Annotated in this window: 18 protein-coding genes; 12 read left to right on the forward strand and 6 right to left on the reverse strand. The window is 66.0% G+C overall.

What is annotated here, in order from left to right; translation table 11 throughout:
- Positions 1 to 34: 34 nt before the first annotated feature.
- Entirely contained in the window at positions 35 to 2,062 is a 2,028-nt protein-coding gene (locus G9Q80_RS10355) for a TonB-dependent receptor domain-containing protein (protein WP_184757088.1), read from the reverse strand.
- 198 nt (positions 2,063 to 2,260) lie between these two features.
- Between G9Q80_RS10355 and G9Q80_RS10360 the strand changes: the two genes are divergently transcribed.
- From G9Q80_RS10360 to tolA, 12 genes are all read left to right on the forward strand, one after another.
- Positions 2,261 to 3,319, forward strand: a complete 1,059-nt coding sequence (locus G9Q80_RS10360) for a hemin-degrading factor (protein WP_088715052.1) — start codon at positions 2,261 to 2,263, stop codon at positions 3,317 to 3,319.
- Positions 3,316 to 4,209, forward strand: coding sequence for a heme/hemin ABC transporter substrate-binding protein (locus G9Q80_RS10365; protein WP_088715053.1), 894 nt, complete (start codon positions 3,316 to 3,318; stop codon positions 4,207 to 4,209). Before G9Q80_RS10360 ends, G9Q80_RS10365 begins: the two co-directional genes overlap by 4 nt.
- Before the next feature lie 4 nt (positions 4,210 to 4,213).
- Positions 4,214 to 5,281, forward strand: coding sequence for a FecCD family ABC transporter permease (locus G9Q80_RS10370; RefSeq protein WP_088715054.1), 1,068 nt, complete (start codon positions 4,214 to 4,216; stop codon positions 5,279 to 5,281).
- On the forward strand, positions 5,278 to 6,060 hold the full coding sequence (locus tag G9Q80_RS10375) for a heme ABC transporter ATP-binding protein (RefSeq protein WP_088715055.1): 783 nt from the start codon (positions 5,278 to 5,280) through the stop codon (positions 6,058 to 6,060). The genes G9Q80_RS10370 and G9Q80_RS10375 overlap by 4 nt, the downstream gene beginning before the upstream one ends.
- Before the next feature lie 10 nt (positions 6,061 to 6,070).
- A complete protein-coding gene (locus tag G9Q80_RS10380) occupies positions 6,071 to 6,814 on the forward strand; it encodes a ChaN family lipoprotein (RefSeq protein ID WP_088715056.1) in 744 nt (247 codons plus the stop codon).
- Between the two features lie 12 nt (positions 6,815 to 6,826).
- The gene (gene hmuQ, locus G9Q80_RS10385) at positions 6,827 to 7,150 is read left to right on the forward strand and encodes a heme-degrading protein HmuQ (RefSeq protein ID WP_088715057.1); all 324 of its coding nucleotides are present in this window, start codon (positions 6,827 to 6,829) and stop codon (positions 7,148 to 7,150) included.
- Complete coding sequence (locus G9Q80_RS10390; RefSeq protein WP_157903823.1) at positions 7,147 to 7,314, forward strand: hypothetical protein; 168 nt, start codon at positions 7,147 to 7,149, stop codon at positions 7,312 to 7,314. The genes hmuQ and G9Q80_RS10390 overlap by 4 nt, the downstream gene beginning before the upstream one ends.
- Before the next feature lie 116 nt (positions 7,315 to 7,430).
- Entirely contained in the window at positions 7,431 to 7,859 is a 429-nt protein-coding gene (locus G9Q80_RS10395) for a hypothetical protein (RefSeq protein WP_088715058.1), read from the forward strand.
- Positions 7,856 to 8,512: a MotA/TolQ/ExbB proton channel family protein gene (locus G9Q80_RS10400; protein WP_088715059.1), complete on the forward strand. Its 657-nt coding sequence runs from the start codon at positions 7,856 to 7,858 to the stop codon at positions 8,510 to 8,512. The genes G9Q80_RS10395 and G9Q80_RS10400 overlap by 4 nt, the downstream gene beginning before the upstream one ends.
- On the forward strand, positions 8,505 to 8,891 hold the full coding sequence (locus G9Q80_RS10405; protein WP_246870495.1) for a biopolymer transporter ExbD: 387 nt from the start codon (positions 8,505 to 8,507) through the stop codon (positions 8,889 to 8,891). The genes G9Q80_RS10400 and G9Q80_RS10405 overlap by 8 nt, the downstream gene beginning before the upstream one ends.
- Positions 8,888 to 9,274 carry an ExbD/TolR family protein gene (locus G9Q80_RS10410; RefSeq protein WP_088715061.1) on the forward strand — a complete coding sequence of 129 codons (387 nt, stop codon included), beginning with the start codon at positions 8,888 to 8,890 and terminating at the stop codon, positions 9,272 to 9,274. The genes G9Q80_RS10405 and G9Q80_RS10410 overlap by 4 nt, the downstream gene beginning before the upstream one ends.
- Positions 9,271 to 10,314 (forward strand): cell envelope integrity protein TolA, encoded by a 1,044-nt coding sequence (gene tolA, locus G9Q80_RS10415; protein WP_088715062.1) that lies wholly within the window; start codon positions 9,271 to 9,273, stop codon positions 10,312 to 10,314. Before G9Q80_RS10410 ends, tolA begins: the two co-directional genes overlap by 4 nt.
- A 4-nt stretch (positions 10,315 to 10,318) precedes the next feature.
- Here the strand turns inward: tolA and G9Q80_RS10420 are convergent, their stop codons facing one another.
- From G9Q80_RS10420 to G9Q80_RS10440, 5 genes are read right to left on the reverse strand one after another with little or no spacing between them, the layout of a single operon-like run.
- Positions 10,319 to 11,065 carry an amino acid ABC transporter ATP-binding protein gene (locus G9Q80_RS10420; protein WP_088668942.1) on the reverse strand — a complete coding sequence of 249 codons (747 nt, stop codon included), beginning with the start codon at positions 11,063 to 11,065 and terminating at the stop codon, positions 10,319 to 10,321.
- Between the two features lie 11 nt (positions 11,066 to 11,076).
- On the reverse strand, positions 11,077 to 11,715 hold the full coding sequence (locus tag G9Q80_RS10425) for an MSMEG_1061 family FMN-dependent PPOX-type flavoprotein (RefSeq protein WP_088715063.1): 639 nt from the start codon (positions 11,713 to 11,715) through the stop codon (positions 11,077 to 11,079).
- Positions 11,716 to 11,722: 7 nt separating this feature from the next.
- On the reverse strand, positions 11,723 to 12,592 hold the full coding sequence (locus G9Q80_RS10430; protein WP_232786204.1) for an amino acid ABC transporter permease: 870 nt from the start codon (positions 12,590 to 12,592) through the stop codon (positions 11,723 to 11,725).
- The gene (locus tag G9Q80_RS10435; protein ID WP_069209795.1) at positions 12,582 to 13,334 is read right to left on the reverse strand and encodes an amino acid ABC transporter permease; all 753 of its coding nucleotides are present in this window, start codon (positions 13,332 to 13,334) and stop codon (positions 12,582 to 12,584) included. The genes G9Q80_RS10430 and G9Q80_RS10435 overlap by 11 nt, the downstream gene beginning before the upstream one ends.
- 1 nt (position 13,335) lies before the next feature.
- Positions 13,336 to 14,175 carry a transporter substrate-binding domain-containing protein gene (locus tag G9Q80_RS10440; protein WP_088715064.1) on the reverse strand — a complete coding sequence of 280 codons (840 nt, stop codon included), beginning with the start codon at positions 14,173 to 14,175 and terminating at the stop codon, positions 13,336 to 13,338.
- Between the last annotated feature and the right edge of the window lie 71 nt (positions 14,176 to 14,246).

Raw genomic sequence — 14,246 nt, forward strand, 5'->3', positions numbered from 1 at the left:
ACCCGCCCGCACGTGCCTGGCCAGAGGGATCGGCTCAGAACGTCTTGGTCAGGCTGACCTTGAAGGTCCGGCCCGGCGCCTTGCGCGTGGGCGAGGACAGGTGACCGACGTAGTCGGCGTCAAAGGCATTCTCGATCCCGAACCGCACTTCGGTGCCCGCCATCCAGGCCGCCCGGTCCGGCCGCCAGGTGGCGCGCAGGTTGTGCACGGTGACATTGTCCAGGTCGACGCCCAGCGCATCGCGGCGGTCGGCGGAATGCACCACCTCCCAGCTCAGATCCAACCCGTCCTCCCACTTCTTGCCCAGCGTCAGCTGCACGCGGTCGGCGGCGGTGTTGCGCCATGTGATGCCGCCCGCCCCCGGGGCGAATTCCTCACCAGAACCGACGTGGCCCGCGAAATCGACATAGGCCCCGCTGGCATGCCCGTAAGAGGCCTCCAGCTCCAGTCCCCGTGTCTCGACCCGGTCGAGGTTGGTCGAGGTGGACCCTGCGGCGGTGTAGCTGGTGATGTCCCACATGGTCGTGGCATAGAGGTTGCCGCGAATGGTGAATGTATCGCCCGTGCCAAAGACATCCGAGCCGGTGTATTCAGCCCCGAACTCGAAGGTATGCGATTTTTCGGTGGTATCCATGCGGGCAAGTGCCGTGGCGCTGGCGCCCAGGTCGTCGATGATCGGCAGGCCCTCGGTATAGGCGGCGCTGCCGAAGACCGAGACCCCGTTGCCGATATCATAGGACAGGGCCAGCCCGCCCATCAGCGCATCATTGGTGAACTTGCCATAGGTGGTGGCGCTTTCGACGGTCGAGGTCTCGTAGCGCAGCGCCGGCGTGACCGTGAAGGCGCCCATCGAGATCTCGTCCACGAGGAACAGGGCAAAGCGCCGGTCCGACCCGCCCGGGGCGCCGGCGGCATCGTTGTCCTTGCGGTCCCGGTGAATGAACTCGACGCCCGCAAGCAGGTCATGCCCGATAGCGTCCGACCCGAACAGGGCCCGGTTCGACAGGGTCAGCTTGGTCGTCTGATAGCGCTGGTCCGCGTTGACCGTGCTGACAAGAACGGGAAAGGTCGGCGTCCCCTCCAGCGGTGATGAGCCGGGGAGATAGTCATATTCGATCACCTGGTCCGCGAAGGACAGGTTCACCCGCATGTCCACCAGGTCGCTGACCGGATTGAACCGGTAGTCGATCACCGCCTGCCGCGTATCGGTCAGCCGGTCGACATTGCCGAATGTGCCTCCGGTTGTGGCGAACTGGTCATAGGGCACGTCCTTGTCATCGGCCACGGTCTGCGAATAGCTGAAAGTCAGCTCATGCGCGTCGTCCTGGCCAAAGGTGAACTTGGCCTTGGCCAGCCCCGAGGGCGTGCGAAAGGCGCTGTTGCCGATGGTCCGCCCGTCGCCCGAGGTCAGGTCGTCCTGATCCCGGAGCGTGTAGTTGAGCAGGAACTCCGCGCGATCGGCAGGCTGCCAGGCCAGGGTCGTCGAACTGACCTTCCCCGCCCCGTTCGAGCTGAATTCAAAGGTCTGGGCCCCGGCAAAGCCCGGAACGCCGCCGGTGAAATCCGAAGCATCCTTGCTTTCCAGCTTGACCACCCCGCCGGCAATCCCCGACCCGTAGGCAAAGCTGCCGATGGTGCCGCGCAGGACCTCGGCGTTCTTGTAAAGCAGGGGATCGGTGAAGAGTTGCGTGCCGATGCGGTACAGTTCCTCTGACCCGACGGCGGCGCCATCCACCAGCACCGCGATCTTCTGGTCCGAGCCATAGGTGGTGTTCGCGCCGAACCCGCGAATGTTGATCCCGGACCCCTGCGGCGTGGTCCCGTTGACCAGGGTCACGCCGGGCACGGAATCAATAAGCTGCGCCACCGTGCTGGCCTGGCGGTCCTGGATCTCTTCCTCGTCGATGACGGTGCGCGACAGCGCCGTGCCATAGGTGAGGTCCCGTTTGCCGCCGGTCAGAACCAGCGTCCCAAGGAACCCCGGGGCGTCCTGTGCAGCCGCTGGCAAAGCCAGCGACATGCAGACAAGCGCGGTGGTTCCGCGCAGGAGATGAGTGAGCATATGCGCCTTCCTTCGTGTCCATGTAGGTGCCGTGGCTTGCGAAGGCTGGCGCGGGCGAATTGTTGCCTGGGCGATAAAACTTATCGTGACGGGTTGCAGCCTTAGGGTATTCAGACTAAAATAGTCAAGTAATTAGCGTAAGCCACGCGGGGCAGCAGTCCGGCGAAGCCAGCAGACTTTCCCTGACCCGAGGACGTCATGACCGAGCAGCTTACGCCGTCACCAGAACAAATCCGTGCCGCCGAGGCGGGCAACCCCAGGATGCGCACACGCGATCTTGCCACTCAGCTGGGCATCACCGAGGCCCAGCTTGTCGCCGCCCGTGTCAGTGACGGCACAACCCGCATCGACGCCCACCCCGACCGGATCATGCCGGGCGCAGAGCGCCTGGGCGAGGTCATGGCCCTGACCCGGGTCGAGGGCTGCGTGCACGAAAAGGTCGGGACCTATGCCAACTATCATCCCGGAGAACATGCCGCGATGGTGCTGGCCGAGGACATCGACCTGCGCATCTTCCCCTCGCACTGGGTGCATGCCTACGCGGTCGAAACGCCTGGCCAGGACGGCGCCGCCCCGCGCCGGTCGTTGCAGGTCTTCGATGCGGCGGGCGACGCGATCCACAAGATCCACCTGCGCGAGACCTCGAACCATGACGCATGGGCCGGTCTGGTGTCCGAATTGGCGCTGCCCGACCAAGCTCCGGGTCAGGCGGTCGAGCCCCGCACACCCGTCGAGGCGGCGAAATCGCGTCCCGACAAGCTGGACATCCTGCGCGAGGAATGGGCGCGGCTAACCGACACGCACCAGTTCCTGCGGCTTTGTTCCAAGCTCAAGATGAACCGTCTTGGCGCCTACCGGATCGCGGGCGAGCCCTTTGTGTGCGCGCTGGCGCCAGAGGCGGTCAACGCCATGCTGGAGGCGGTGCGCGATGCCGGGATCGATGTGATGATCTTTGTCGGCAACCGGGGCTGCATCCAGATCCATTCCGGCCCGATCAAGACCCTTCACCCGATGGGCCCCTGGCAGAACGTCATGGACCCCGGATTCAACCTGCACCTGCGGCTGGACAAGGTGGCCGAGGTCTGGGCCGTCGAAAAACCCACGCAGCGCGGGCCCGCGGTCTCTGTCGAGGCCTTCGATGCCGATGGCGCCCTGATCTTCCAGGTCTTCGGCCTCGGCAAGGAAGGCCGTGACTCGCGGCCCGCCTGGGGCCGGATCGTCGCGGCGCTGCCGACACGCGAAGAGGTGCCGGCATGAGGCCCCTTGGGTTTTCCAACGGTCTGGCCATATTCACCGGACTTTCGACCGCGCTGTTCGGAGGACTTGTCGCGCTGACTGTCTCCGCGCAGGAGCCTGCCCACCCGCAAGCGGATGTCCTGTCAATCGGCGGATCTGTGACGGAAATCGTCGCGGCCCTTGGCCAGCAGCACCGCTTGCTGGCCCGCGACACCACCTCGACCTACCCCCCGGCAGTGACCAACCTGCCGGACGTGGGGTACATGCGCGCGCTGTCTCCCGAGGGTGTGCTCTCGGTCGGCCCGAGCCTGATCCTGTCAGAGGAAGGCGCCGGGCCGCCCGAGGCCCTCGACGTGATCCGCGCAGCCGACGTGGCCTATGTCGAAGTGCCCGACGCATTGGACGCCACCGGCATCCTGGACAAGATCGAGATCATCGGCAGCGCCCTGGGCGTGCCGGACCGGGCCGAGGGACTGGCCGCAGAGGTCGGCGCGGCACTGGACGCGGCACAGGCACGCGCGGACGTACCCGCTGAGGATCGCAAACGCGTGCTCTTTGTCCTGTCCACCGATGGCGGCAAGATCAATGCCTCGGGCACCGGCACGGCGGCGGATGCGATCATCCGCATGGCCGGCGGCGTGAACGCCATCGACGATTTCACCGGCTACAAGCACCTGACCGACGAGGCCGTGGGCATCTCGGCCCCCGACGTGATCCTGATGATGGACCGCACGGGCGACCATGCGGCGGCGGACGACGAGCTGTTCGACATGCCCGCCATCCGCCTGACCCCGGCGGCAGAGACCCGGTCCGTGGTGCGCATGGACGGGCTGTTGATGCTGGGTTTCGGCCCGCGCACGGCAGAGGCGGTCGAGGCGCTGAACGCGGCGCTTTACGGGACGCCGGGCTGATCCGATGACCGCGATCACGTACCCTCTTGTCCCGCCGCGCGACCGTCTGGCCCGCGCCCGCGTGCTGCACTGGATGCTGGCCGCATTTCTGCTGCTCTGCGCGCTGGCCAGCCTGCAGGTTGGCGCCGCCGATGTGACCCTGACCGCCCTGCTGGGCAAACTGGTCAGCGGCGAGGCCCTGAGCCAGATGGAACGGGTTGTGCTCTTGGACATCCGCTTGCCACGCCTGACGATGGGTATCCTTGTGGGTGCCGCGCTGGCCGTGTCCGGCGCGGCCATGCAGGGGCTGTTCCGCAACCCTCTGGCCGATCCGGGCATTGTCGGCGTGGGCGCAGGCGCCGGGCTGGGCGCAATCCTGGCCATCGTCTTGGGCGCCTTGCTGCCCGCGTGGATGCAGGAGCTGACCGGCAACCATCTGACGCCCTTCGCCGCTTTCCTTGGCGGCTGGGGGTCGACCCTGCTGCTTTATCGCGTGTCCACCCGCCACGGGCGCACCTCTGTCGCGACAATGCTGCTGGCAGGCATCGCGCTGGGGGCATTGGCCGGGGCGCTCTCGGGCATCCTGGTCTATATCGCCGATGACCGGCAGTTGCGCGACCTGACATTCTGGGGGCTGGGGTCGCTCGCCGGGGCAAGCTGGGCCAAGGTGTTCGCGGCAGGGCCTTTGATCCTGCTGTCCATCGGCGCGGCCCTGATGCTGGGGCGCGGGCTGAACGCGCTGGCGCTGGGAGAGGCGACCGCCGCCCATATCGGCATCAACGTCCAGCGCATGAAGAACATCGCCATCCTTGCCGTGGCGGGTGCCGCCGGCGCCGCGGTCGCCGTCTCGGGCGGCATCGGATTCATCGGGATCGTGGTGCCACACCTTCTGCGGCTGCGGTCCGGCCCGGATCACCGCACGCTCTTGCTGAATTCGGCGCTTCTGGGGGCCAGCCTGCTGATCCTGGCGGATGTGATCGCCCGCGTCATCATCGCCCCCGCCGAACTGCCCATCGGGATCGTCACCGCCGTTCTGGGCGCGCCGGTCTTTCTGTGGATCCTGCTGAAACGACGGGGGATGGTCGAAACATGACACTGGAGGCACAGGAAATCCGGGTCCGCTATGGCCGCCGCGAGGCGCTGCGCGGCGTCAGCCTGACCGCAGAGCCGGGCGAGATCACGGCCATCGTCGGCCCCAACGGGTCGGGCAAATCCACCCTGCTGGGTGCGATCGACGGCACCCTGCCTCACGAGGGCCACGTACGCCTGAACGGGCAGGACGTCTCGGGGCAGCCCGCCTGGAAACTGGCGGCCACGCGCGCCGTGCTGCCGCAGACCTCGCGGCTGGCCTTTCCTTTTACGGTGGTCGAGGTCGTGCGCATCGGGCTACAGGCGGGCACGGCGGGTGACCGGCCAGAGGTGCCGATGCAGGCACTGGCCCGCGTCGGGCTGGCGCATTATGCCGACCGGCTGTTCCAGGATCTCTCGGGCGGCGAGGCGCAGCGCGTCATGCTGGCGCGTGTGCTGGCACAGGTCTGGGCACCGGTCGAGGACGGCGCGCCGCGCTGGCTCCTGCTGGATGAACCCGTCTCCAGCCTCGACATCGCGCACCAGTTGCAGGTGATGGAGATCGCGCGGGATTTTGCGCGCGGCGGTGGCGGGGTCCTGGCCGTCATGCATGACCTGAACCTGACCGCGCTATTCGCCGACCGGATCGCCGTCCTCGCCGATGGGCGGCGCGTGGCCTTCGGCCCCCCTGCCGACGTCCTGACCGACGACACCCTGTCGCGCGCCTACGGTTGTGCGCTGCGCGTCTCTGCCCCGCCGCCGGCGGACATTCCCTTTATCCTGCCGCACGCAGCATCCGCCTGAAAGGTCACCCATGCGCCTTGCCGCCCTCATATTCTGCCTTGCCACGCCCGCGCTCGCCGATCCCGATATCGTCATCCTCGGAGAGGTCCACGACAATCCCGACGCGCACATCGGGCAGGCGCGAGCACTGGAAACCTTGCAGCCCACCGCCGTGGTCTTTGAGATGCTGACACCCGACGACGCACGCCGCGCCGATCAGGACCGCGACCAGATCCCCGCGATCTGGGGCAATTCTGGCTGGCCGGACTACGCGCTGTACGCCCCGATCTTCGACGCCCTGGGCGCGGCGCGCATCGTCGGCGCTGCAGCACCGCGCGAGAACGTGCGTGCGGTCTATGGCGATGGCGCCGCCGCGCTCTTTGGCAGCGATGCGCCAAGGTTCGGCCTGGATGCCCCCTTGCCCGAGGCACAGCAGACCCAACGCGAAGAGATGCAGTTCGAGGCCCATTGCCGGGCCATGCCGCGCGAGATGATGGCGGGCATGGTCGAGGTCCAGCGCTACCGTGACGCCGTCTTCGCCCACGCCGCGCTGGAGGCGCTGGACCGCTACGGCCCTCCCATCGCAGTGATCGCGGGCAATGGTCATGCCCGCACCGACTGGGGCGTTCCCGCCATGATCGCCCGAGCCGCGCCAGAGGTGACGACCCATGCAACGGGCTTTGTCGAAGGCACGGCCGACATGCCCTTCGACACGGTCACCATCATACCCCCGGCAGAGCGTGACGATCCCTGCGCCAGCCTGAAAACCAACTGAGGAGAGACCGCCATGTACCTGGCAATGAACCGTTTTACCGTCCTGCTCGAAAACGCGGCCGAGTTCGAGGATCTCTGGCTGTCGCGCGAAAGCCACCTCCGCGACATGGCGGGATTTGTCGCATTCGACATGCTGCGCGGCCCCGAGGAAGACGGCAGGATCCTCTATGCCTCGCACACCGTCTGGGAAACCGAGGTTCATTTCCGCGCCTGGACCGGCAGCGAGGAATTCCGTGCCGCCCACGCCCGTGCCGGCCAGACCCGCAAGCTGCACGAAGGTGCGCCCCGGTTCGAGGGCTTCACCTCGATCCAGAGCATCCAGGCCCGCGCGGCATGAGCGCCCCCCGCCAGGATCAGGACGACCGTTTCCGCACGGTCTGTTGGCGCGAGATGCTGCAATCCGGCACGGATCCGTCTGACAGCACGGGTCTGGCGCTGGAGCAGCTGATCGACCTGCAGCGAGCTACGGGACCGGCGCCCGATCCGCGCCGCCCTCAATAGCCAATTCTTTCTGTCAGGTATTGCCTGACAGGACCCCGCCTGCTAGGCACATGATTAACCAGCCAGGGTGTCCAGCCCCAGCCAGACACGAAAACCCACCGATGGGGGCTGGTTTGATGAACCTTCCGTCCTTTGGCAGTCTGGCGCTCTGCGCCCTTGCCATCACCCTTGCGGCACCCGCGCAGGCAGAAACCGTGCAGGGTGCGCATGTCTCGCTGGAACTCAACGCGCTGGAGCCGGTCGACGGCGCCTGTCGCATCAGCTTCCTGATCCAGAACGGCCACACCAACGACATCGCGCAGGCCGTCTACGAGGCGGTTCTGTTCGACACCGAGGGCCGCGTGGATCGTATGACCCTGTTCGATTTCGGGGATCTTCCCGCCGCCCGCCCCCGCGTGCGCCAGTTCCTTGTTTCCGGCCTGGCCTGTTCCGACCTGGGCCGCCTTCTGATCAACGGCGCCGAGACCTGCGAGGCCGACAGTGCCGACGCCTGCACGCAGGACCTGGACCTGCGCAGCCGCACGGACGTGGAGATCATCGGATGATCGAGACTTTGCGAGACGCCCTGCAACGGATCTTTGACCTTGGCGGCCCGGTCGTCATCCTGCTGGGTGCGCTGTCGATCGTCGTCTCGGCGGTCGTGCTTTACAAGTTCTGGCAGTTCACCACCGCGGGCGTCGGGCGCCACCGCGCCCTGCGCGAGGCAACCGAGGCCTGGGACATGGGCAACCGTCTGGCCGCGCGCCGCCACCTGGACCTGTCGCGCAGCTATTTGCGCCCGGTGGTGGCGATGGCGCTGGACGGCCAGGGCGATGCCGACCGGCTGGAAGCCGAGGCGGAAGCGCGATTTGCGCGGCTGGAATCCGGGCTTCGCCTGCTGGATTCCATCGCGCAACTGGCGCCGCTTCTGGGGCTTTTCGGCACGGTTCTGGGCATGATCTCGGCCTTTCAGGCCCTGCAGGAGGCCGGGGCGCAGGTCGATCCCTCGATCCTCGCGGGCGGCATCTGGGTCGCTCTGCTGACCACCGCCGTGGGGCTGGCCGTCGCCATGCCCACCGCGCTGGTGCTGAGCTGGTTCGAAGGCCGCATGGATGCCGAACGAGTGCTGGCGCAAAAGGCCCTGCGCACGATCCTGGCCCCCGCCGGCCAGGCCCAGACCTTTGCCCCTGCACCGACCGCAGCGCCGGCCCATGCGTAGGCGTCACCGGCGGCGAAAGCTGTCGATGACCTCGCTCATCGACGTGATCTTTCTTCTGCTGCTGTTCTTCATGCTTTCCTCGACCTTTTCGCGCTTTGCCGAAGTCGAACTGGCTGCGGGCGGCGCCGGGACTGGCGCCGCCTCCAACCTGCGCCCGGTGTTCCTGCGGCTGTCGCCGGACGGGCTGAGCCTCAACGGCACCCCGCATGAGTTCTCGGCTTTGCCCAAAGCGCTGCGCAAGCATCAAACCGACACGGAAACCGACCTGCCCGTCATCGTCGCCCTGCAGGGCGAGGTCACAGCCCAGCGCCTGACCGACCTGCTGGTGGCAATCCGCGCCCTGCCCGGCCTCAAACTCACGGTACTGGAGGCCTCATGAGAGCGCGCCGCCAGAAAGCCGAACGTGAACCGACCATCGCGTTGATCAACATCGTCTTCCTGATGCTGATCTTCTTCCTGGTGGCGGGCACGCTGGCGCGTCCGCTGGACAAGGACCTGACCCTGGTCCGGACGGCAGAGCTGGACACGACCGCGCCCGCCGATGCGCTGGTGATCCACGCGGACGGACGCATGACATGGCGCGGCGCCTCGCAGGACAGTGCCGCCAGCTTCATGACCCAGCTGCCTGCAGAGGCGCGCGCCCGGCTGCGCGTGATTCCCGACCGGGATCTGAACGCCGCCGATCTGGTCCGGATCGGTCGGGCGCTGCGCGGGGCTGGCGCCGAAAAAATTGTCATTGTCACCGAGAAGGCCCTGGAATGATCGTCTCGTCCCGACTTGCCAAATCCTCCGCCGTGTCGCTGGCGCTGCTGGCCCACGGCGCCGTGGCGCTGACCCTTGCCAGCCCCGAAGACCCCCGGACCGAAGGCGCCTCGGGTGGGGCCGAAGTGCGGCTTGGCTCGTCTTTCGCCGACATGGCCGCAGGCCGAGTCCGACCCGAGCCCGCGAAGACACCAGCAGAGAAAGCAGACCCGGAAAAACTGACGCCTGATCGGGTCAAAGCCCATGCAGAACAGGCAAAGCCGGACCAGATCTCGCCGGAACGCCCCAGGGATGCCGCCGAAATGGCACAAAAGCCGCGCTCTGCCGTCCAGGCGCCGGAACCGGTGGCCCGCCGTCTGGCTGCGGTCGACCCGGCACAGACGGACACCGGCCCGCGCCTGGATTCGCTGAAACCCGATCCACCCGAAACGCAGGACCTTGCCGCCTTGGCCCCCGCGCCGGAACGGGTCACACCGGAACGGGCAGCCCCCGCGCCCGCGATCAAACCCGTCGCACCGGACAACGCCCCCGCGGAACGGGTGACCGGCGAGGCACCGAAAAGCGCGGCGGTCTCTCGTTCGCTGCGGCCAAAGATGCGCACACCAGAGTTCGAAGCCGCGAACAAGCCGGTGGCCAAGCCCAAAGCCAAGCCAAGGGCGAAACCCGCACCGCAGGGCGGGGGCGCCGCACGCAACGCCCGCGCCGGCAACCCCACCGGCAACGACGCGGCCAAGGCGCGTAACTCAGGCAACAACGGTCGCAAGGCCGCGCCCGGCAACGCGGCGGCCAGCAATTATCCCGGGCTTGTCATGCGCAAGCTGTCCCGCGCCGGACGGCCCCGCGTGAATGCACGCGGCACCGCCGTCGTCGCCTTCTCGATTTCCTCGGGCGGCGGCCTCGCGTCGCTGTCGCTGGCGCGCAGTTCCGGGTCTTCGGCGCTGGATCGCGCGGCCCTCGGCGTGGTGCGCAGCGCGGCCCCCTTCCCGCAACCACCCAACGGCGCAAGGCGCAGCTTCTCGATCCAGATCCAGGGACGCTGAACCGCTACAGGATCTGGCTGAGGAATTCCTTGGTGCGCGGGTCCTTTGCCTCGGCAAAGAAGGTGGCGGGCGGCCCGTGCTCCACGATCACGCCCCGGTCTGTAAAATAGATGTGGTCCGCCACCTCGCGGGCAAAGCCCATCTCATGCGTGACAAGGATGCAGGTCATGCCCTCGGCGGCGAGGTCCTTGATCGTGACCAGCACTTCCTTGACCGTCTCGGGGTCCAGCGCGGCCGTCACCTCGTCGAACAGCATAACGTCGGGCCGCATGGCCAGGCTGCGGGCGATGGCCACGCGCTGCTGCTGGCCGCCTGACAGCTCTCCGGGGTAATTGTCCTCTTTCCCCTCCAGCCGCACCTTCTTGATCAACGAGCGCGCCCGGTCCTCGACCGTCTCGGGATCTTCCTTGAGCACCTTCAACGGCGCCATCATGACGTTTTCTAGCGCTGTCTTGTGCGGGAACAGGTTGTACTGCTGGAACACCATGCCGACCTTCTTGCGCAGCGCCAGCTTGTCCAGTTTCGGATCGCTGACCTCCTGCCCCTCGACGGTGATCGACCCGCCCTGGATGTCGTTCAGGGCATTGATACAGCGGATCAGGGTCGACTTGCCCGACCCCGAGGGGCCGATGATGCAGATCACCTCGCCCTTCATCACGTCCAGGCTGACGCCCTTCAGAACCTCGAAGTCGCCAAAACTCTTGTGCACGTCCTTGAGGGACACGATGGGCAAATCGGGGGTCCAGCTCATGCCTGTCTCTCCTAGTAGAGGCGGTTCTTGGCGTCGTCGGCGATGATCTGCGCCATCTCGTCGACGTCCGCGACCAGCTTTTTCTCGACCAGCTTGCCGTGGGCGACCATCGCCTCGGCAAGGCTGGGCACGTCCGAGGTGTCCGGCCAGTTATCGGGCTGCCACATCCGCGAGCGGATCATGCATTTCGCGCAATGCAGATAGGCCTCTTCGACCGTCAGCAGCAGGACGAATTGCGCCGGGCGCCCGTTGACGGCCAGCCGTTCACACAGGTCGGGGTCACGGGTCAGCCGCGCCTTGCCCGCAACCCGAAGCGTGTCGTTGTGGCCGGGGATCAGGAAGATCAGCGCGGCCTCGGGGCTGTGCAGCACGTTCTCGAAACTGTCGAAACGCTTGTTCCCCAGCCGGTCCGGCAGCGCCAGCGTCTTGTCGTCCAGCACGGCCACGAATCCCGCCGGATCGCCCTTTGGGGAAAGATCCAGCAGCCCGTCCGCCCCCCGGGTCGCCAGCAGGACAAAGGGCGATGCCGCGATAAACCGTGCGCAAAGCGGGTCGATATGGTCAATGACCTTGCCGGCGGGCCGCTCACCCGCCTCGCCGGTGATGGCGCGCAGGTCTTCGCGGGTGGCGATGGCGTGGGGATCGGACATGACAGCCTCAGAGTTTCACGGAATAGCGCCGTTCCAGCGCGATGGTCAGCCGGGCGATCGGGTAGCAATAGGCAAAGAACAGGACCAGCGCGTAGCCATAGAAGGGCATCAGCAGCTCGGGGTGGTTGTTCTCGGCCTCCATCGCCTGGCGGGAAAAGGTGATGATCTCGCCCACGCCCAGGAGGGAACAAAGCGGCGTCGCCATTGTCAGGATCGCGTACCAGTTCATCCAGGGCGGGATCATCCGCTTGAAACACTGCGGCAGGATGATCTGCCACAGGGTCTGCGTGCGGGTGAAGGACAGGCTTTCCGCGGCCTCCCACTGGGCCGAAGGCACGGAGTTGACCGCACCGCGCACGATTTCCGAGATATTGGCCATGACCGGCAGGCTCAGCCCGATCACCGCCTTGACCCAGGCCGGGATCGGGATGGTCAGGCCAAGGATGGTAATTTCGAACGGAAAGGCCAGCAGCACCACGAAGAGCAGCACGAGCCAGGGTGAATTGCGGAACAGCTGGGTGATCGCCCAGGAAATCCCGCGCGTCACCTTGTTGCGCGACACCTGCGCCAGGCCCAGCGCCGCGCCCAGAGTCGTGCCGATCAACATGGCAAACAGCGAGATCAACACGTTGAACAGGAACCCCTGGAAGGTCAGGAAGGGGATCCAGCGCCAGAGCGCGGCAAAGGCATCCGCCGTGCCGAAACTGGCCGATTGCGCAAAGGCCGCCGCAGGCCAGAGCGCCAGCAGGACAAGAAAGCTCCACGGCGGCAGACTGCCCAGCCAGCGCACCAGGAACATCTCGTCGTATTGGTGTCCACGCAGGACATAGGGTTTCATGACCGGCAGATCGGTCTGCCCGTGCAGCCTACTGTCCATAGCCGGGGATCCTCATCTTGCGTTCCCAACGGTTCATGCCCATCACGAGGATGCCGACCAGCAGGATATAGGTCACGAATAGCAACAGCATCGTGGGGTTCTGCGCCGAGGGGAAATCGTTCCAGACCGACACGCTTTCATACAGCAGTTCCGGCACGGCGATGGCATAGGCCTGCGTCGTCGTCTTGACCAGGTTCACCAGATTGTTGTTCAGCGACGGGATCGACACCCTCAGTGCCAGGGGAAAGACCACCTCGCGGTAGGTCTGCGTGCGCGTCATGCCCAGGCTCTCCGCCGCCTCGACGGTGGACTCCGGCACTGCCTCGATGCCTGCGCGGAAGATTTCCACGTTGAAGGCGCCCGCGAAGAAGGACAGCGAGATGATCGCCCAGCCGACATTGGAGATGATCGGCACCTCCAGCCAGCCGTCCGGGCTGTAGGACGGCGTGAACTGGCCCAGCGCAAAGTAGAAGAACAAGAGCTGCACCAGCGGCGGCGTGTTGCGGAAGAACTGGATATAGCCCTGCACCACGCCGCGCAGCACACGGTTCTGGGCGCCCTGCGCCCAGGCGCCGAAAACGCCAATGATGACCGAGAGCAGCACGCAGGCAATGCTTAGCTGAATGGTCATCCACAGGCCGGACAGAATCCGCCCGGCCTGTTTCTCGTCATAGAGCCAGATGAAGTTCCACCGCGCATGCTCGGCGGCGAGTTCGCGAAAGAACTCCTCGAATCCGTTCATGTTATTCCGGCATCGGCGTCGTCTGCTGGATCAGCTCCTGCTGCTTGGCCAGGAAAGCGGTGGGCTTGATACCCCACTTTTCTTCCAGCTCGACCAGCGTTCCGTCGAGGTGCCACTGGTACTGCATGCCTTTCATGAAGGCCCCGAAGACGCAGTTTTCCTCGGACTTGGGCACGGCCAGCGCCCAGGGGCTGTCATCCTCAGAGGGCAGCGGCATTTCGAAATCGTCCCAGTTTCCGCTGGCGATGTCCGACCCAATCGAGCTGTCGTCGTAGACAAAGGCCACGCATTTCTTGTCGCGCAGCGCCTGCTTGGCCTCGGCAGTGCCGGAGAAGGCCACGACCTCGACGTCGTAGCGGTCCTCGACGATCTGGTTGTAGAAGGCGCCCTGGATGCCGCAGACCGGTTTGCCGGTCAGGTCGCTCCACTCGGTAAAGCCCAGCTGCTTGGGCGCCATGACGTTAGTGCCCGAGGTGTAGTAGTTGGGGCCGACGATGCCCACCAGTTCGCGCCGGTCGGGGCGGTCGGTCATGGTGGCGATCATCAGGTCGATCTGCCCCTGTTCAAGAAACTGCATCCGGTTCGAGCTGACAACGGCCACCAGTTCAAGATCGACGCCCATCGTGTCGGCGATCATCTGGGCCATATCCGGCTCCATGCCGATGATGGACCCGTCGGTGCCGCGATAGCCCCAGGGCTTGTAATCGGCCTTGACCCCAACGGTGAGCGTGCCGCTCTCCATGACCTTGTTCCAAGTGTCGTTGGTGCATTCCTGTGCCGCCAGGCTCAGCGGGGCCAGCGCGGTCGACGTCACAAGTGCCGTTGTGATAAATCGTTTCATGAGTTTCTCCCTTGTTGTCGAACAGTTTTTTTGACGATCGTTCACTGCCGACACTTTGGCACAGCCTACGG

The sequence above is a fragment of the Mameliella sp. LZ-28 genome, from assembly GCF_012274245.1.
GTDB lineage: Bacteria > Pseudomonadota > Alphaproteobacteria > Rhodobacterales > Rhodobacteraceae > Antarctobacter > Antarctobacter albus.